This is a genomic window from Flavobacterium sp. UBA4197 (genome assembly GCF_002379575.1).
Taxonomy (GTDB): Bacteria; Bacteroidota; Bacteroidia; order Flavobacteriales; family Flavobacteriaceae; genus Flavobacterium; species Flavobacterium inviolabile.
In genome coordinates this window covers 92120-112083 of record NZ_DFUB01000017.1, presented here as the reverse complement: position 1 = coordinate 112083, position 19964 = coordinate 92120, and the positions used below count along the sequence as shown (strand labels likewise).

Below are 19964 nucleotides of genomic sequence, written 5' to 3'. Positions count from 1 at the left end.
GACAATCGCTATGCTAATCGACAAAATCTAATCAAACCAACCAATTAAAACAAAAATTATGAAAACAGTAAACGCAAACAGCAAATTAGCTTTCGCTAAACATTCTTTAGTAGAATTAAACGACAATCAGTTAAACGACGTAAACGGAGGAAGTACACCTTTCTGTACCGGAGTGATCGTAGGCTTAACAATCGCTATGCTAATTGACAAAATCTAATTAACAGCCATAAATCATTATAACCATGAAAAAAATAAACACAAACGGAACGTTATCCTTTGCTAAGAGTTCGTTAGTCGAACTAAATGATGGACAGTTATATGAAGTAAATGGTGGAACTACGGCGGTATGTTTAAGTATTACCCTAATAGTAGTATATAATATGGTTTAAGGTTATACACAGCCTGTAATAACAAAAAAGACTATCTNNAGATAGTCTTTTTTGTTATTACGATATCCGGATACCAAATGATGGGGGACAAAATGCTTTATAACAATGGTAGCATCTGGCCGGAACAATACCTGGTATGACACAGCATGGGGCTATGCTGCTTTTCCTGTACGGACAAACAAGGCCGGGGGAAAGCATAAAGCTATAGTGTATAACAATAATCGTCGTAACCGTTTGGCAATAAAGAAAACAGGGAGGATATATTGGCCGGTTAAGGCATAAAAAAACTCCATTAGCATTAACTAATGGAGCTGTGGATATTTTAGAATGGTTTTTTTAAGTATACATAAAAGCGACTTTCCCAAATTTATCGCCCTCTACATTGTATGTTTTGTCTAAAAAATCCTGGATGGATTCTTCTTTGGTAAATGTCTGGTCAATAATTAAAGTATTGTCTGTAAAACCATTTACGCCGTTTTTAAGGTCTTCTCCGCTTCCCAGGCAGTTTCCGATAAGCTGTACGTTTCGGGTCATTAAATCGGCAATTAACAACGTAAGATTGATCTTTTCAACGGCTTTTATTTTTTCGGAAGACTGGTTGTATACGCCGCAGGTCAGGTAACGGGCATTTACATTCAGATGTGACGTAAGCGGCACTAAATAAGTATCGGAAAAAGCATCCAGTACAACATCGAAATACAGGTTATCCGACAGCTGGTTTTCTTTAAAATTAAAGATCTCTTTTACAAAAGGGAAATGGTTTTTAACAGCGTCCGTATTTTTTCCGGAATAGGACAGGCCGTAAACATTACATTTCTTTTCTCTTAAAAGGCTTAAAAAGAAAAAAGAAGTATTGGAAGTAATGGAAGTAACCAAAACATTCTCACCCTCTTTTATATTCGCTTTTCGAATCATGGACATTGCGGTTTGTACACCAATGCTCATGCTTCCGGCCTGTTCTGCAGGAATACCGTCCGGGATTTTCATCAGCTTTCCGGAATGATAGATCTCAAATTCCCTGCTGGAATGATTGGAAGGAATACCCGGCATCGAATTGTTTTCCAGGAAAGGATAAAAGTTATTCCCGATAACTTTATCGCCCTTGGATAATGTGGTCACGTTTTTGCCAACTTTTTCCACGATACCGCAGAAATCGGAACCAATAGGATAATAGGTTTCCCGATCGGCTTCTTTTATTTTTCGCCACGCATTTTCAATAATGCCCAAATCGCGGTAATTCAGCGAGAAACTAATCTTTCTGACAAATACATAATTGGCAAAATTATCGGCGTTTTCATCAAATTCCGGCATGCTGGCGGTAACAAAGCCAAGAGGGATCTGATGACTGTCAATAGAAAACAGATGCCTTTTCCGGGCATCTGTTTTTTCATATAAAGAAGGACTTAATACTGCTAAAGCTCTCATAGTTATACGGTTTCAACGTGTTGGTTATCTTTATTTTTTGAGGATGAGGTATGCAATTGTTTGCTGTAATAGCGGTATAGGTAATCGTAAACCACCATTTCGTGTACACGTTGTTTGGCGATAAACACGCGGTTACAGATCATGTGTAAATAACTCAGGGCAACGGCACCAAAGGAAGTTGGCAGCTTCTGCTGTTGTGCAAGCTCCTGTAAATGTTGGGCGACAGCCTGATTTTTCTCCGAACGGTCTTTTAAAATATCCCAGATAGGCGCAAACATCTCATCGGTTAGCGACTCATCCATAAAAAGCTCAATGTCCCGTTCGTTTTTGGCAAACATTTCATTGATCTGCTTATTCAGCTCTCCGGATCCGGAACGGTTAAACTCGTTACCAAAACTGGTCTTGGCCACTTTTAACATTTCCACCCTGTCTTTTAAGCTGAAGCCCAAATCTTCCAGCAGGAAGTGCATCGATAGCAAACAGAATTTCCAACGGATTTTTTCGCCGGAATCGCCTTCGATCATATCGGAAAAACGCATGGAGCATTCACTGTCGAAATGGAAAAGACTTTCCGTTTCCTGAATGGCAAGCTGTCCGTAGCGCTGTAATTCTCTCAGATAAGTATCGGTTTGCGTTTTCCAGATGATGTTACTGTCTTCAAACGGTTTGATATGTGTTTTAATGATGTTGATACATTCTGTAAAATGCTGCTTGTCATGTAATAAAACCCTGAAACGCAGGTGATGTCCTAAAGCATCGTGATAGCGGATGAAAAACCATTTCTGAATCAGGTTCTTCTCTTCCAGTTCGGCAACAATAGGATTTATCGCTCTGTTTAACAATTCTTCACCAGCTCTTTCACCGCAATAAAATTTGTAATACAACCATTCTTCACCAATGGAGAAAGAAGGAATTACAGCGTCAGAAAGCGAATCTTTAGTGCCATCGCTCAAGGCTTTTTCTTTATATGAAGCCACAACTTCGGTATGTTTGTTGTTGCTGGTTTTCTTTTCTTCAGCATTTCGGTAGGCCGAAACAATAAACTCATTACAGTAGTTTTGTGTAACGGTATCTTCTTTAAACAAGAACTCTTTTAACTGGATGAATTTTTCACCTTTCAGCATTAAATAAAATACTTTACAGCTCAAATCGTTGGTGAAGTTCACAACAACCTCGTTATCGCCCTGAACAAAAGAAATGATATCCGGGATATTTCTTTCTGCCTGGAAAGCTTTAACCGTTGCAATCGCATTTTCCTCTTTTGCACCGGTAATGGCTTTAATGTCTTTTTCAGAGATATTCCAGGTTGCTCTTGACAATACCGTATCGTTATACGTTAATCTCGGCAGGAACTCGAAATCGTTTTGCAATTCGCCCCATGAAAAGCCCATTCCGGAAGTTTCCTGGTTTTGAAGATCACATAAAAAATGGTAAATCGGTAAGGCATTTGCACTGTAATTGTGTGCATTTCCTAATCTCGGAATGATCTCTTTCCCTAATCTTTTAGAGCGAAGAATGATTCTGTTGTTTTTTACCGAAATATATAAATCATCCACTAAAATCTGATGGTCCATATCCAGGGAAGAACCGCCTAAATAAGGAATTTCATAATCTCTCTGGAAGCCTCTGTACAGGATGTTTCCGGTTCTGGCCTGTGGTAAATGGATGATTTCCGCGATGATTTTATCCGCATGCAAGGCTTTTTCTCTTTCGGAAATTTCATTGCAAAGATCCATGATCTGGTTGTTCAAATGACCGAATCGCCCGATAAGGCCGTTTGCAGACGGACCGGACACATAGGATAAGGCAATTTTTTCTTCTGCATTTTCATGGAAAATATTGAAAAATACAGAGAAGCTGTCCGGGTATAGTTTTTCTTTTTCGTCAAACTGGTTGATTTCCTCATCCGTTAGCGCGATACTGGTGGCATTGGTTTGTGTTGCCTGGATCAGCTTTTTAAATAAAAAGGCTCTTTCCGGACTTAAAACCACCTGGCGCTGGTTAGAATAATTCGGAACGATATTCAATTCATCCACTAAAGGTGTTTTGGCACCGGATTGTTTTCCGTATCCGATTCCTACATCCGGATCCAGAACTTTAATTAACGGCTGCTCATATTCTTCATAACGCTCCGAGAATTTGCGTTTAAATTCTTTCAGATTGCTTTTTTCACTTAATGGCTGCAGTTTGTTTAAGGCAGTAACACTGCTTCTTAGCTTTTTAAGGGTTTTGTTGCTCAAAGTTGCATTGGGCAGGTTTCGGTAACTGTCCACCTGGAAAAGCTTGGTTTCATCCACTTCGTCCAGTTCCTGATTTAGCAGGGTATAAATTTCCTGATATTTGGAAGGATCGTTAAAAACATCCGCATCCAGGCTACTGATCTTTTCTTTCAGGTTCAGGATAAGCTCTTTGATAACCTGGGCTTCGTGGAACGCAAAACGGTCTTCGTTGAATTTAGCGATCAGTTTTTCAAAATAATCCTGACCGGTTAACGTGAATTCCAATTCGCTTACTAAAAACTGGCTGTCAATAATTGTATTGATAAAGTCTTTGGCATCCTTTTCGTTGATCTCGTCAGAAATCAGGTGCTGTGCCATTTCGGCAATAGTGGCACCGTTTTTAGCTTTTTCCAGTAAAAGCTCTAAATATTCATTGGCCACAACTTCCGATATTTTATGAAGACGGGCATTCTTTTTGAAATAGTATTCCACAAAACGGTATTTGTCAAAAACCGTATAGATGGAGTTATTCGGGAAGTATTTTAAAACTTCTCTGATGGCATTTTCTTTCGTGATAATCGGCATAAAACTACCCAGGAAATACATATCGTATTTTGTATAACGGCTGATGGAGGCTTCGTCAAAATTAATAACTGTTTCCGGTCCCATGTCAATAGCCGATACGCTGGCGAATAAACCGAAAGGCGTACATCTGTTTGACATTCTGGACGTATATTTATACAGCGATCCTTTTAAGCTTTTAAGCTCATCCTCCGTTTGGAATGCTTCTCCTTTTTCCCATAATTCCAGTGCCTTGTAGATATTCGGTGAACCGATAAACAAAGCTTCGCGATTCTTTTTATCTTTAAAGATCTCCTGGATTTCTTCCCATGTTATATCATCTTTTTTAGGCTCTAACGGCGTTCTAACGATTGCTTTATTGGCAAATGAGTAATTTTTCATAATATAATAGTTTTCGGGTTTTTAGTTTTGATTGTTTTGCCACATCTTGTAGTAGTAGCCTTTCTGATTTAATAATTCTTCATGAGTACCATTTTCGATAAGTTCACCTTTTTTAAACGCCATGATAATATCGGCATTTTTTATGGAATGTAACTTATGTGCAATGACAATAATTGTTTTTCCTTCACGGGAAAGATCATCAATTAATTTTTTGATTACCAGCTCGGACTCAGAGTCTAAAGCCGAAGTAGCCTCGTCTAAAATGATTACTTCCGGATCTTTGTATAAGGCTCTGGCAAACGCAATTCGCTGGCGTTCCCCACCGGATAAATTCGCTCCGAATTCGCCTAAATAGGTGTCAAAACCATTCGGTAAAGATTCAATAAAATCGTAAGCACCAACTTTTTTACTCACATCAATGATGCGTTCCATATCCGGATTTTGCTCTCCAATGGCAATGTTGGAAATAATAGAACCGTCAAACAACTCTACATTTTGCGGAACAGTAGTGATCAGCTTGTTTATACTGTCTTTGGTGATATATTTTAAGTCATAATTACCAACAGATATCTTACCGTCTGTAGGATAATAAATACTCTGGATCAACGAGGCAATGGTACTTTTACCGCTTCCGCTTTCTCCTACAATCGCCGTGAACTTCCCTTTCGGGATCTTAAGGTTCAATTCTTTGAAGGTGTTTCTTCCAATTTCATAAGAGAAATCAACATTCTTAAATTCGATATCACCAAAATTGTTTTTGTTCAGGTTTACATTCGCATCGGTTTTCTCCGTATCCAGATCCATGATGCCAAACAAACGGTCGGCGGCAATCATTGCATTCTGAATGGCAACGTTGGTTCCGATCAGCTGGGAAGCCGGACCGGTAAAATAACCGATTACCGAATAGAAGGAGAACAATTCCCCCGGAGTGATCTGCCCGTCAATAGCATAATGTGTACCGGCCCAAAGCAGGATTACCGTAAATATTCGGGAAACGAATTCGGTAGAAACCCTGGAGAAAATGTTGTTGATCCCGGAAGCATAGATACTTTTCAATAAATCAATGAAGCGTAATTCGGTTTTGTTTTTCGAGAAATCTTCAAGAGATAAACGTTTAACGGTTCCGATGTTTTTAATGGATTCTACCAACTGCGATTCAAGCATCGCATTTTTTTCCATTACCTGGCGTTCCACTTTTTTATTCAGGTTGTTGACAATAAAATAGATAATGATATATACCGGAATAATTAAAGAAACAATCAATGCCAGCTTCCAGTAATAGGTATACATGAAAATGAACGAAAAGATCACGATCAGGATATTTACCGAAATACTTAAAGCCGTTTCATTGATCAATAATCGGATTTTTACCGCATCGCCGATTCTGGACATAATTTCCCCGATTCGCATTGTATCAAAGAACTTTTGCGGCATGGTAAACAAATGCTTGTAATACCCCAGGATTAACCGGGAATCGATTTGCTGACTTGTTTTGAGCAGGAAGAAATCTTTTAAGGCACCAAAGGCAAACTGTAAAACCAGACAGCCCAATACAATAACACTCATCAGGTTTAACAGGCTCTTGTTACCGCTAACCAGCACAAAGTCGGTGATCTTTTCAACATAAATCGACATGGAGAAACCGAGCAGCGTATAGATCACGGCACCTATAAAGGCCTGGATCAGGATGTATTTGTGCGGTTTTAACAGAAACATGATTCTTTTCATGTTCGAAATTTTCTCATTTCTCTCTTTGAAGATATCTTCATCCGGAATTAAGATCAGAAAATACTCTGTTGAGATTTGTTTGAACTCTTCGTATGATTTTTTCTCAATTTTCCCGGAAGCAGGATCCATCACCTGGATGTATTTATCCGTTACTTTATAGATAACCACATAGTGTGGGAATTCATGCTCTTCATGCTTTACAATCACGTGGGCAATGGCAGGAAGCGGAATATCTTTAATGCTCTCAAAGGAAGCTTTTACGCCTTTTGCCAGAAACCCTAATTTAATGGCCGCTTCACGCAATCCCAGAAGAGTAGTTCCTTTTTGACTGGTACTGGCATATTGTCTTATTCTGGAGATTGGTAAACTCAGATTGTAATGTTCGGCAATTGAAGCCAGGCAAGTGGCACCGCAATCACTGAAGTCATGTTGTTTTATTGCTATTTTACTCATTTTTTGATACTGTTATAAGGGTTTAACCAATCTTCTATTTCGTCAAATAATAACTGGAACATACTTCTCTTTGTTAAGAAAAAGCGACTTGTTAATGTCATTCCTTTTTTCAATCTGCCTTCCGAACCGTTTCTCAGGTAAAGGCTTTTCTTTGCGATCGAGCTTCTGATTTTGTAAACCGGAGTGTCGCCAATGAAAACAACATCTTTTCCGACATCAATGATCTTTCCGGTTGCAAAACCCCATTGGTTCGAATTATAGGCATCAATCTGGTATTTTACATGTTCTCCCTCTTTTATAAATCCGATATCGGAAGGCGATACATACGTTTCCACAACAATATCCTTATCGGGAGAAATTTCAGCAATAACAGTTCCCGGAGAAACAATACTTCCTTTGTTGATTCCCTGTACATTTAACAGCTCACCGCTGATGGGAGCAATCAAAACATAGGTTTTCTCTTCTTCACGAAGCTGGTTGGAATTGGAGTTAATATTGTTAACCGACTGGTTGTAATCCGTTAGCTGTTTTTGCCAGCCCAATTCGGCCTGTTTGATGATGTTGACCCTGTCGTTTTTTAGTTTATTCAGTTCCAAAAGCGTTTTTTCATATTCTGCTTTGGCGATGATTTGCTTGTTGTAAAGACGGTCGGCACGGTCAAATTCGGCCTGAGAGGTTTTGATCACCACATCAATATTAAAAAGCTCCTGCTCGTGTTTTAAATACTCCTTTTTATATTGCTCTGTTTTTAGCGAACCGTAATTTCTTTTCAGCAGGTTTTTTAAATCAGTAATATAATCCTGGTACTCGTTTGTCTGAACATTATTCAAACGGCCTTTCTCCTGGATGATCTTATGGTCGATGATAAGAAGGGTGTCACCGGCATTTATTTTTCGGTTTTCTTCAAGGCTGGAAAAAAGAACTTTTCCATTTGCCGGAGCATAAAGAGATGCTTTTTTCTCCTGCGGGATAATCTGACCTCTGCTGGTTGTATACAAATCAACATAAATAAAAGGCAGCGCAATGATCAATCCGAACAGGGAAATGAAAATAGCCCAAAAAATAACATTCGTTTTTTTACTGTGTTTTGCAATGTGATATTCTACAGTACTCTTTAGAATATCTTCTGGAAAAATGTTTTGGTCGTTCATGGCGATATTAAGTTTTAAGAGTTTGACTTAACTGACCTTTTCGCTTAAAAAATTCAGTATACATAATCGTGTGGGTTTTGATTCAAAACAACGAAGAATGTATAACGTGTACAACTTAAGTAACCCGAATTTTATAAAAAATGAGTGGTTTTTAAGGGTTTAATGTATTGTAAATGAAGCATTTGTGTTTTAAATGCTTTTGAAAAAGGTGGGAGCAGGCATTGCGCAGAAAATAGCCTGAAATGACGTGAAAAATGAAAATTCTGCCATAGACGTCGCTGCTAAAAAAGAAAGATTTTAGCGCAGAAAAGTGGTCTTTTGAAAAATTAAATGGGAAGTTTGTTCAATTGTTCTTCGATTTTTTCGAAGACTTTTTTGATGGGTTTGGATTCTTTAAAGCGGTAACCGATAAAAAAATCAAAGCCAATACGGGTATTAATGAACTCGGTATTTAAGTCATTTATATAATTGAAATTTCTGTAATTGGCTTTAATGCCGGAAAAGAAATTACTGTTGTTAAAGCCAAGGGCAAGATTGGCATCGATATTAAAATTAAGTCCCCGCGACTTTTGTTCCAGTTCCTGATTGTTTTGGTTGTTTAAATAAAAATTGTTGGAATAGTTATATCCTAAACCGGGATGAAATCCTGCTGTTGCAAACCATTTTTTATCCAAAACCACATTGTACATATAACCGGCCTGAATGATAAGATCATAAGAGTAGATTTTATCAATAAACAGTTTGGTCGTATTTTCGGCATTGGTTTCTAACGTATTGTAGGCATAGTATAAACTCGGAATAAAAGTTCCTACGCTTTTCATCTGCCGTTCCGTTTGGGATTCATAAGCGCGGTACGAAAAGTTACGGTTGACAATAAAGAACGTCTTGCCGCCATAGGTGTTGACCTTCATTCGGGGGTAAGCCTCGATCAGCTCGTCATTATCAGGGGAAACAAGGTAGTAACCCTGTACATTCTTATAAATGATTTCCTGCCGCAACCGGTCGGAATAGAAAAACTTAAAGCCCAGATCCAGGATCAGTGTATTGCCTTTAATGGAATTGTCATTATTACCGGGGAAAAAACTGGGCGAAAAAGACACGGTAACCCCTAAAAACTTATAATCAAATGAAAAACGGAGTTTGAAAATCTCGTTTGGAATAAATTTGTTCTCCGATTTTTCTTTTACTTTACGAATATAGATATTGCTGATATCGGAGTCGATATTCAGCCTGCAAATCATTTTATTAGAGTAATCAACGCGATAAGTCGTATCATATTTTTGCTTAACTTCCTGATAGATAGAATCGTTTTGGGAAAAAGCAAAAGTTGATAGCAGTATTAAAATTCCGATGAAAAAAAACTTTTTCGGACTCATCGGTCGGGGACTGAGTTTTTTATAGTGAAAAATGGCATTAATTACTAAAGCGCTGCAAGTTACGAAAAACTAATTTAGCCAGTCAACAGGTTTTTCCAAAACAGTCAGTAACCTGGCTTCTTCACTTCCTTCTTCCGGATGATGGTCGTAAACCCATTGCACATGCGGCGGCAAACTCATTAAAATACTTTCGATTCTGCCGTTGGTTTTCAATCCGAATAAGGTGCCTTTGTCGTGAACCAGATTAAATTCTACATAACGGCCACGGCGTATTTCCTGCCAGGTTCTGTTTTCGGCAGTATATTCCAGGTCTTTTCGCTTTTCCACTATAGGCACATAAGCCGATACAAAACTATTACCCACTTCGGTTACAAAATCGTACCAGTTTTCCATAGACATGGATTCGGTTGCTTTGCAATGGTCAAAGAAAAGACCGCCGATACCTCTGGCTTCATTTCGGTGTGCGTTCCAGAAATAGGTGTCACACTGTTGTTTGTATTTTGGGTAGAACTCAGGATTGTGTTTGTCGCAGGCCGTTTTGCAGGTCTGGTGAAAATGGATCGCATCTTCTTCAAACAAATAATAAGGCGTCAAGTCCTGTCCGCCACCAAACCATTGGTTGATAACGTTTCCGTCTTTATCATACATTTCAAAATAGCGCCAGTTCGCATGCACTGTCGGAACCATAGGATTCTTAGGATGGATAACCAGACTTAATCCGCAGGCAAAAAAATCAACATCGCCTACATTAAAGTAAGCTTGCATTGCTTGTGGCAACAGACCATGAACGGCAGAAATATTAACACCACCTTTTTCAAATACATTTCCATTCTCGATTACGCGTGTTCTTCCGCCGCCGCCTTCCGGACGTTCCCAGATATCCTGGTGAAAAACGGCTTTTCCATCGGCTTTTTCAAGAGCTGCGGTTATGGTATCCTGAAGATGCTGTATGTAGGTGTAAAATTTCTCTTTCATTTTGTGTATAGGAATTAGAGCTTATAGACGAGCATCAAACCGCCTCTATAAGGAATTAATTCTCCGCTTTTATTGTATTTTTCGGCACCGTCAAGGCGCTCATGTGTTGTCATGGTATAGCCTTTGTAAAAACCTAAATGAGAACCGCCGCCCAGAAATAGCTCCAGGTTAAAACGGTCGCTTAATTTGTACTGGTAACCAACGGTCGCCCCGAACATTACACCAAGACCTTCCTGGTAATAATCGGTATGCCAGTACTCCCATTTCTGGATTTTATACATACTGCCGCCAATGTGGGCACCCACAAAAAAACCGTCATTGATCGCTTTGGTATAATAACGGACTTCCGGAAAAACCAGTACAAATTCCATAGGGCCACCCTTAACCGATTTCCAGAACGATGCCGTAACATCAAACTGAAAGGTCATTTTCGGACCTATTTTTGTTTCGATACCAAAATTAGGAATGGCCGCAAAGGCGGTCACTACATTTCCTTTGATGCTTGTTTGACTGTAAGCAAAGAAGCTTACAAACAGGAATACGAAACAGAGTCTGGTTTTAATGCCCATGGAGGGTTTTATTTTTGGTTATATTCTTTTACGGCTTCGATAAATGCTTTGGCATGATCGACAGGAATATTCGGTAAAATTCCATGCCCTAAATTTACAATATATTTGTCTTTTCCAAACGCATCGATCATTTCGTGTACCATCTTTTTGATCGTTGGAATAGGCGATAACAAACGGGAAGGATCAAAGTTTCCTTGTAACGTAATGTTGCCACCCGTTAAATAACGGGCATTTTTCGGAGAACAGGTCCAGTCTACTCCCAGGGCGGAAGCCTTACTTTTTGACATTTCATTCAGGGCAAACCAGCAACCTTTTCCAAAAACAATCACTTCCGTATGCGGTGCCAGTGCTTCTACAATCTGGTTGATATAGCGCCATGAAAATTCCTGATAATCTGCCGGAGATAACATTCCGCCCCAGCTGTCAAAAACCTGAACGGCATTTACACCGGTTTTTACCTTTTCAATTAAATAAGCAATAGTAGTATCGGTAATTTTCTGCAATAGGGCGTGAGCGGCTTCCGGCTGTGAAAAACAGAATCCTTTAGCAGTATCAAAGCTCTTAGAGCCTTTTCCTTCCACAGCATAGCAGAAAATAGTCCATGGTGAACCGGCAAAACCAATAAGCGGTACTTCGTCATTCAGCATTTCTTTGGTTAACGTAATGGCGTCCATTACATAACCTAAGCTTTCCTGGATATTCGGGATGAATACTTTTTCCACATCGGCAGCGGTACGAATAGGATTCGGAAGGATAGGACCTAAATTATCTTTTAGTTCCACATCAATTCCCATAGCCTGCGGAATAACCAGAATATCGGAAAATAAAATGGCAGCATCCGGTTTTACAATACGAATGGGTTGAACGGTTATTTCAGCAGCTAATTCCGGAGTTTTACAACGGGTGAAAAAATCATATTTGTCCCGTAAAGCTCTGAATTCCGGTAAATATCTCCCGGCCTGACGCATCATCCATACCGGTGGTCTTTCTACAGTTTCTCCTTTTAAGGCTCTTAAAAATAAATCGTTCTTTATCATATTGCTACGTTATTTTGCGGACTTGCTTTTGCGGTGCGAAAAGCAAAATTCCGTTTTATTTTTTTAATCTGAATATATTGACAATTTTGTCGTTGTAAATATTGGTGTCTTCCCATTCCATGCCAATAGCGGTAGCCACTTGTTCGGAAAGCATGTCGGAAGGACTTATTAACGCAATCAGGGAACCGGCTTTAAGGGTTTTGAAAGCATATTCCTTACATTTTAGTGCGGCTTCTTCGGCATATCCTTTATGCTGAAATTTGGGCAATAAGGAAAAAGCCAGCGCAATCTCTGTACTATTATTATAATCGAGAACCAATAAACCACATTGTCCTACAAATGCCTTGGTTTTCTTATCGGTTAAAACATGCATACCGCCCGATTTATTGTCATAGCGGGAAAACTGTTCTTCAAACCACTGTTTGCAGGCTTCTTCCGGTGATAAAGCGGCATTCCAAAGCTCGTTGCTTTCCGGATCTTTGTAAAAAGCCAGCCAGGTATCAAAATCGGAAGGATTCAGTTTCCGAAAAAGCAAGCGTTCCGTTTCCAGATTTTCTAACAGATAGTCCATGGCGTTATTGCTTATAATGATTAATGCACTGAATTATGGTGTTTTCAATTGTGGGCTGATTGGCAATGACAATGTTTTTGGTAATAGTATCAAGTGCTTCTGCAGTAGTGGTACCAATGCAAAAGCAGGTTTCGGCAGTAATGGTGTTGTCTTTTAAATAGCTTTCCACACCGGACGGACTGAAAAAAAGGATTCCGTCTGCTTTACTGTTTATTTTATTAGGAGTCAGTATCGTGTTGTAAACATTAACTTCTTTTAGCGGAATATTGGCTTCTTTTAAAGCATCCGGTAAAGTGTCTTTACGCAGGTTGCCGCTAAAAAAGGAATAACTGCCTTTGGGATAAACCAGGGTAATGATCTCCGCCAGATCGGAAGCATATCCGGTATAGGCAATTACTTTAAAACCGTTTTCTTCCAATAATGCTTTGGTTTTTAAACCAACGCAAAAAACATCTTTCTGTTTTAGCTCAGCTACCTCAGGGTGTTGTAACACACTGTGAACTGCATTCTGACTGGTGAAAATCAGGTATTCCTGAAGCTGATTCAGATCAAAAGCAATGGTTTCTGTTTTGATGAAATCGGATTCCACAACCGTGAAACCGGCATTCAGTAAAAATTGCTTCTGATTGGGAAGTAGTTTTTTGGTGGAAAGTATACGTGTCGTATCCGGCATTATTGCTGTAATGTTTTTTTAATGGCAGCCATTAATTCGTTACCGCCATTGTTAAGTATTTCCTGAGCACTGTTTTTCCCAAGATCGTGGTATTCTTTTACAGGAACAGTCGTTTTAATGTCCCGTTTCTCTTTTCCGTCAAGGGAAAATAAAACCCCTTCAAAAGAAATGATATCGTTGGCTATCGTTGCCAATGCGCCTATAGGTGCGGTACAGCCGCCTTCCAGTTCCCGTAGAAACTGGCGTTCAATATGGGTACAGATTTCTGTTTCGCTATGATTTAATTTGGCTACGGCTTCTTTGCAGAAAGCATCGTTTTCCATCGCCACAACCACCATGGCGCCTTGTGCAGGTGCAGGAACCATCCAGTCTAAATCGATATAGGTTTCGGGTTTCAAATTGATGCGCTCCAGTCCGGCAGCGGCAAAAACAGCTCCGTTCCAATTGTTGTCCTGGAGTTTTTGCATCCGGGTGTTCACGTTGCCGCGTAAATCGACAACTTCGTGTGACGGGTATTTGTGTAGCCATTGCGCTTTTCGGCGAAGGCTTCCGGTTGCAATGGTTCCGGTACCGTTAAGGAAATCCTGATTTCCTTTGTGTACCAATATATCTAAAGTGTTTGCTCTTTCTAAAACAGCCGCCTGTACAATGCCCTGAGGCAAAGCTGTCGGCACGTCTTTCATGGAGTGAACGGCAATGTCCACTTCTCCTTTAATCATGGCAATGTCCAGTGTTTTGGTGAAAATACCGGTAATGCCCAATTCATATAAAGGTTTGTCAAGAATAATATCGCCGGTCGATTTTACTGCGATGATTGCGGTTGTATATCCTAAATCGTTTAGTCTTTTTTCAACGGTGTGAGCCTGCCATAAAGCGAGTTCGCTGTCACGCGTTCCAATGCGTATTGTTTTATTCATCTTTTGCAGTTTCTATCTGAAAAATTTTCTCAATCCACTCGATACTTTCATCAACCATGGTATTGTTGTCTTTCAGGTGATTGGCAAAATGAGTAGTTATTTTTTGAATGATGCGGGTACTGATGATCTCAGCCTGCTCTTCATCAAAATTGTTTATTTTTTTACGTTGAAAATTCAGTTCACTTTCTTTAATCGTGTTGAGTTTTTCTTTTAACGCATGAATAGTTGGTGCAAATTTCCGGGCTTTTGTCCAGCTGATGTATTCTTCTTTGATCTCTTCAATGATCGCTTCGGCAGCCGGGATGTGTTTTTTTCTGTTTTCCAGTGTTTCATCCGTCATTTGCGAAAGATGATCCATGTGAACCAGACTGATGCCTTCCAGCTCTTTTACATTTTCATTTACATTTTTAGGAATAGACAAATCTAAAATCAGCAAAGGCTTTTTAAGATTCAGGATTGCTTTGTCAATGGTTGGATTCTGAGCACCTGTGGCAACTACCAAAACATCGGCTTTTTGAATTTCAAGCTGCAAATCGGCATAATCCTTTACAATCAGGTTAAACTTGCCGGCAATTCTCTCTGCTTTATCTTTGGTCCGGTTAATCAGCGTAATGTGATCGTTTTTAGTGTGTTTTACTAAATTCTCGCAAGTGTTGCGGCCTATTTTCCCAGTTCCGAACAATAAGATATTCTTGTTGCTGATCTCGGGAACATTGTTCATAATATATTGTACCGCTGCAAAAGAAACGGAAGTAGCACCGGAACTGATCTCGGTTTCGTTTTTAATACGCTTGCTGGCTTGAATAACGGCATTTACCAAACGCTCTAAAAAATTATTAACCAGGTTCTGTGCTTTGGAATCAATAAAAGAATTTTTAATCTGACTGATAATTTCGAAGTCACCTAAAATCTGGCTGTCCAATCCGGTTCCCACGCGAAACATGTGGTTGATCGCCTCGCTGTTTTTGTAAACATAAGCTACTTTTTGAAAATCTTCAATAGTACCCTGACTGTTTTCACAAAGTAACTTTATTAACTGGAAAGGATGCTGGGCAAAACCGTAAATTTCAGTTCTGTTACAGGTAGAAGTAACGATTAAGGTTTCCAGACCTTCGTTTTTTGCTTGTATCAATAAGTCGTTTTTTGCCTGAGTGTCAAGGCTAAACTTTCCTCTTATCTCGGCATCCGCTTTCTTGTAACTCAATCCAACTGCATAAAATGTTGGATGCTTCGATATCGTATTATTTCCCATTCTTTACACTTTAATCTAAAGTTAAACAAAAGTATTACTATCTATACTATAAAAATAACGCTCAAAGGACTTTTTGTATCGCTCCAAGATATTTTAAACTAAAATATGTTTGTCAACATAAATTCTTTTAAATTTGCACTGAAATCAACACCTTACAATTTATTTATTTGGAATTATTCTAAATAAACAAAATAAAAGGCTTTGAAGATACTTACGAAAAAATACCGCTATGGGTTCTCAAGAAGAAATAAAAATTGAAGAAGATTTTTTTTTAATTCGTTTTCAGAATGATACGAATGACGTCGTTAAATTCGAACGTCATGTAGGTATGGGGCTTATTCAGTTTCATTTTGGATTGAAAGGAAAAGCAAAGTTTTTGTTTAATCAGGGAAACTATGCGCTGGATCTGGTAGAAGAAAAATCCTTACTGTTGTACAATCCCCAAAAAGAACTGCCGTTACATTTAACGATTGAACCCCATTCCTGGGTGGTTTCGGTACTGATTTCCATTAAAAAATTTCATGCCTTGTTTTCTTCCGAAGCCGAATATATCCCGTTTCTGAGTGATGAAAACAGGGATAAAAAATATTATAAGGAAGAAAATATCAGCCCTTCGATGGCTATCGTATTGAACCAGGTTTTCAATTACAACTTAAACGCTTCCATTAAAAACCTGTATTATAAAGGAAAAGGATATGAACTGTTAAGCTTATTTTTTAACCGTAGTGAAGACCCGGATGCCGAACAATGCCCGTTTTTAATAGACGAAGAAAATGTCTTAAAAATCCGGAAAGCAAAAGATATCGTACTTGCTAATATGGCAGAACCGCCCGGATTGCAGGAATTGGCCGATCAGGTGGGATTAAACCTGAAAAAGCTGAAAATGGGATTCAAGCAGATTTATGGCGATTCGGTATACAGTTTTCTGTTCGACTATAAAATGGAATATGCCCGGAAACTGCTGGACAGCGGTTCCTATAATGTAAATGAAGTAGGTCTGAAAATCGGCTACAGCACAGCAAGCCATTTTATTGCTGCTTTTAAAAAGAAATTCGGTACCACACCAAAAAAATATCTGATGTCTATTAATATAAACTCTTAAAGAGTATCTATTTTAGCTATTGAAGTATTCAAAAAAGAAATTAATATCAACCTGGAAACAAAAAGCAAGTAAATAAATTTGCGAAAAAAATTTATGAAAGGAGTATTGTTAGTAAACTTAGGTTCGCCCGAAAGTCCTGAACCAAAAGATGTAAAGCCATATTTGGATGAGTTCTTAATGGATAAATATGTTATTGATGTCCCTTTTTTATTAAGAGCCTTACTGGTGAGAGGGATTATCTTAAGAAAACGCCCGGAGCGTTCTGCCGAAGCCTATAAAAAAATATGGTGGGAAGAAGGATCTCCTTTAGTGGTAATTTCCAAAAGAGCCCATAAAAAAGTACAGGATAAAGTAGCTGTTCCGGTTGCTTTGGCAATGCGATACGGCAATCCGTCGATCCTGAAAGGATTACAGGAGTTGGCAGACAAAGGGGTTACGGAAGTCATGCTGTTCCCGCTTTATCCGCAGCATGCCATGGCTTCGACCACTACAATTCTGGTCCTGGCGGAAGAACTGCGTCAGAAACATTTCCCGCAAATGACGTTTACCATAGTTCCGGCATTTTACAATAAAAAAGACTATATCCAGAACTTGGCCGATTCGATAAAGAAACATCTGGAAGGATTTGAATACGATCATTTGTTATTCTCCTATCACGGTATTCCGGAGCGCCATGTCCGTAAAACAGATGTAACCAAATCACACTGTAAAATAGACGGATCCTGCTGCAATACGCCATCACCGGCACATGAATTCTGTTACCGTCACCAGTGTTATGAAACCACGCGTCAGGTAGTGGAACTTTTAAACCTGCCGAAAGAAAAATACAGCCAGACATTTCAGTCCCGTCTTGCAGGGGACAAATGGCTGGAGCCATATACCGATGTTGAAATCAACAAAATGCCGGAAAAAGGCATAAAAAACCTGGCAGTAGTTACGCCGGCATTCGTTTCCGACTGTCTGGAAACATTGGAAGAAATCGCCATGGAAGCCAACCACCAGTTTAAAGAACACGGCGGGGAAAACTTCTTAGCCATCCCGTGCCTGAATGACGATGATAACTGGATTGAAACGATGAGTAACTGGATTAAAGACTGGTCTAAAAACTAATACCTTCTAAATGGAAGAATATTATAATTATATAAAATCCCTGCATCTCATCTTTGTTATAACATGGTTTGCAGGGCTTTTTTATATCGTCCGCCTGTTTGTTTATCATGCGGAAGCAAAAGACAAACCTTCGCCGGAAAAAGAAATTCTGATCAAGCAATACCAGCTGATGTCCTACCGGTTGTGGTATATCATTACCTGGCCGTCGGCAATTTTAGCCAGTATTTTTGCCTTCTGGATGCTGTTTTTTACCACCCTGGGCAATGCGTGGCTCAAAATGCCCTGGATGCATGTAAAACTGGGATTTGTTTTCCTGCTTTACCTGTATCATTTAAAATGCCATCAGATTTTTAAGCAATTACAGCGAAATGAAATCCGGCACACCTCCGCTTTTTTCAGAATATGGAACGAAGGAGCCACGATTATACTTTTTGCAGTGGTTTTTTTAGTAATTTTAAAAGATGCCCTGAATTGGATTTACGGCGTAATCGGAATTTTCTTATTTTCGATTCTGCTAATGTTAGGCTACAGGCTTTACAAACGAATCCGGGAAAGAAACCAGTCATAGATGTTTAAAGATTTTAAAATAACCCAATTATCGTTACAGGTCAGGATTTTTTTCTCCATGATTTTCCTTACGCTGATTGCGTCTGTTTTGATCGCTACGGTTTCCATTTACCAGTTCCGTAAAGAAGCCCGTATTTACCATCAGGACCGTCTGGAACGAAAAGAAGATGCCATTACGCAGCACATCAATTATATTCTTTCTACCACGACCTATCCGCTAACCACGGAAAATTTACCGCTAATCTTTAAAGACAAGATCCAGGAATTGGCCAATATCCATGCGCTGGAAATCAATATCCATGATTTGAAAGGAAACCTGCTGATTTCTTCCAAAGGGAATTTTTCAATTGACAGCCTGGCAAGGCCCATTTCGCCGATTATCTTAAAAATTATACAGTCGTCTGCAAGCAAACGATTTGTCGACTTGCGCCAGATAGACGGACAGCGCTACCGCTCGTCCTATAGCTATTTAAAAGACACCAAATTCAAGCCGCTCGGGATCTTGAATCTTCCGTATGCCGAAGAAACCAGCTTTTATGAAAATGAAGTAAAAAACTTCCTGATCCGCTTCGGGCAGGTTTACTTTTTTATGTTGCTCACGTCTATCATGCTGGCTTATTTCCTGTCCAGTTATATTACCAAATCACTACAGGCCATCAGTGAACGAATCTACGATACCCGCTTTAATAAAAAGAACGAGAAGATTCCGCTGGAAGCCTCCAGCAGCAAAGAGATCAATTCCCTGATTATCGCCTATAACGGAATGGTGGACAAACTGGAAGAAAGTGCCGAGAAGTTGGCGCAAAGCGAAAGAGAACAGGCCTGGCGGGAAATGGCAAAACAGGTGGCACATGAAATCAAAAATCCGCTAACGCCGATGCGTTTGACCGTACAGAGCTTTCAGCGAAAATTTGATCCGAACGACCCGAATGTAAAACAAAAAGTAGAAGATTATTCCAAAACCCTGATTCAGCAGATCGATACGATGAGTTCGGTAGCCTCTGCTTTTTCCAATTTTGCATCAATGCCGGCACAGCAAAACGAAACGATAAACCTGGTTGCGATCGTACAGCTGGCTTTGGAAATCTTTAATGAATACTATATTTATTTTGAAGCGGATGAAGCGGAGATCATCACAAAAATAGACCGGACACAACTGATCCGGATCATCACCAACCTGGTTAAGAATGCCATTCAGGCAATACCGGAAAATGAGCCGGAACCTAAAATTGAAGTAAAAGTTTACAGGGAAAACAACAATGCTAAAATTATTGTTAAAGACAATGGGGTGGGGATCAGTATGGAAAATAAAAATCGTATTTTCGAACCGAAATTTACCACCAAAACCAGCGGCATGGGATTGGGATTGGGAATCATTAAAAATATTGTAGAAAATTATCACGGCACCATTACGTTTCAGAGCGAGAAAGGAAATGGAACAACATTTTTGGTGACGCTGCCTATAATCAACACATAAACATTACAAC

General features: G+C 39.4%; 18 protein-coding genes. 6 read left to right on the top strand and 12 right to left on the bottom strand.

Annotated elements, in window-relative coordinates; all coding sequences use genetic code 11:
* The first annotated feature begins 58 nt into the window (after positions 1-58).
* Both B3394_RS09975 and B3394_RS18165 read left to right on the top strand, forming a co-directional pair.
* Positions 59-217: a class I lanthipeptide gene (locus tag B3394_RS09975; RefSeq protein ID WP_177730695.1), complete on the top strand. Its 159-nt coding sequence runs from the start codon at positions 59-61 to the stop codon at positions 215-217.
* A 25-nt stretch (positions 218-242) separates the two neighbouring features.
* Complete coding sequence (locus B3394_RS18165) at positions 243-389, top strand: class I lanthipeptide (RefSeq protein ID WP_218618738.1); 147 nt, start codon at positions 243-245, stop codon at positions 387-389.
* A 336-nt stretch (positions 390-725) separates the two neighbouring features.
* On the opposite strand, the gene B3394_RS09970 is transcribed toward B3394_RS18165, so the two are convergent.
* The 12 genes from B3394_RS09970 to hemA all read right to left on the bottom strand — a co-directional run bounded on the left by B3394_RS09970 (position 726) and on the right by hemA (position 15698).
* Entirely contained in the window at positions 726-1814 is a 1089-nt protein-coding gene (locus B3394_RS09970; protein WP_286918696.1) for a quinone oxidoreductase family protein, read from the bottom strand.
* Positions 1815-1816: 2 nt separating this feature from the next.
* On the bottom strand, positions 1817-4996 hold the full coding sequence (locus B3394_RS09965; protein WP_286918639.1) for a lantibiotic dehydratase: 3180 nt from the start codon (positions 4994-4996) through the stop codon (positions 1817-1819).
* Between the two features lie 21 nt (positions 4997-5017).
* Positions 5018-7177, bottom strand: coding sequence for a peptidase domain-containing ABC transporter (locus B3394_RS09960; protein ID WP_177730689.1), 2160 nt, complete (start codon positions 7175-7177; stop codon positions 5018-5020).
* The gene (locus B3394_RS09955; RefSeq protein ID WP_177730687.1) at positions 7174-8328 is read right to left on the bottom strand and encodes an HlyD family secretion protein; all 1155 of its coding nucleotides are present in this window, start codon (positions 8326-8328) and stop codon (positions 7174-7176) included. Before B3394_RS09955 ends, B3394_RS09960 begins: the two co-directional genes overlap by 4 nt.
* Before the next feature lie 326 nt (positions 8329-8654).
* Positions 8655-9704 (bottom strand): DUF4421 family protein, encoded by a 1050-nt coding sequence (locus B3394_RS09950; protein ID WP_273244221.1) that lies wholly within the window; start codon positions 9702-9704, stop codon positions 8655-8657.
* Between the two features lie 69 nt (positions 9705-9773).
* Complete coding sequence (gene hemF / locus B3394_RS09945; RefSeq protein WP_286918568.1) at positions 9774-10679, bottom strand: oxygen-dependent coproporphyrinogen oxidase; 906 nt, start codon at positions 10677-10679, stop codon at positions 9774-9776.
* 14 nt (positions 10680-10693) lie between these two features.
* Positions 10694-11248: a DUF3575 domain-containing protein gene (locus B3394_RS09940; protein ID WP_177730680.1), complete on the bottom strand. Its 555-nt coding sequence runs from the start codon at positions 11246-11248 to the stop codon at positions 10694-10696.
* Between the two features lie 8 nt (positions 11249-11256).
* On the bottom strand, positions 11257-12285 hold the full coding sequence (gene hemE / locus B3394_RS09935; protein ID WP_273244227.1) for a uroporphyrinogen decarboxylase: 1029 nt from the start codon (positions 12283-12285) through the stop codon (positions 11257-11259).
* Between the two features lie 55 nt (positions 12286-12340).
* The gene (locus B3394_RS09930; RefSeq protein ID WP_286918507.1) at positions 12341-12856 is read right to left on the bottom strand and encodes a GNAT family N-acetyltransferase; all 516 of its coding nucleotides are present in this window, start codon (positions 12854-12856) and stop codon (positions 12341-12343) included.
* A 4-nt stretch (positions 12857-12860) separates the two neighbouring features.
* On the bottom strand, positions 12861-13529 hold the full coding sequence (locus tag B3394_RS09925; RefSeq protein WP_286918506.1) for a uroporphyrinogen-III synthase: 669 nt from the start codon (positions 13527-13529) through the stop codon (positions 12861-12863).
* Positions 13529-14446, bottom strand: a complete 918-nt coding sequence (gene hemC / locus B3394_RS09920) for a hydroxymethylbilane synthase (protein WP_286918493.1) — start codon at positions 14444-14446, stop codon at positions 13529-13531. Before hemC ends, B3394_RS09925 begins: the two co-directional genes overlap by 1 nt.
* A complete protein-coding gene (gene hemA / locus B3394_RS09915; RefSeq protein ID WP_177730670.1) occupies positions 14439-15698 on the bottom strand; it encodes a glutamyl-tRNA reductase in 1260 nt (419 codons plus the stop codon). Before hemA ends, hemC begins: the two co-directional genes overlap by 8 nt.
* 229 nt (positions 15699-15927) lie before the next feature.
* Between hemA and B3394_RS09910 the strand changes: the two genes are divergently transcribed.
* The 4 genes from B3394_RS09910 (at position 15928) to B3394_RS09895 (ending at position 19954) form a co-directional block, all read left to right on the top strand.
* Complete coding sequence (locus B3394_RS09910) at positions 15928-16800, top strand: AraC family transcriptional regulator (protein ID WP_177730669.1); 873 nt, start codon at positions 15928-15930, stop codon at positions 16798-16800.
* A gap of 93 nt (positions 16801-16893) precedes the next feature.
* Entirely contained in the window at positions 16894-17910 is a 1017-nt protein-coding gene (gene hemH / locus B3394_RS09905) for a ferrochelatase (protein ID WP_177730667.1), read from the top strand.
* Positions 17911-17920: 10 nt separating this feature from the next.
* Positions 17921-18478: a CopD family protein gene (locus B3394_RS09900; protein ID WP_177730664.1), complete on the top strand. Its 558-nt coding sequence runs from the start codon at positions 17921-17923 to the stop codon at positions 18476-18478.
* On the top strand, positions 18479-19954 hold the full coding sequence (locus tag B3394_RS09895) for a sensor histidine kinase (RefSeq protein WP_394353033.1): 1476 nt from the start codon (positions 18479-18481) through the stop codon (positions 19952-19954).
* Positions 19955-19964 lie beyond the last annotated feature (10 nt).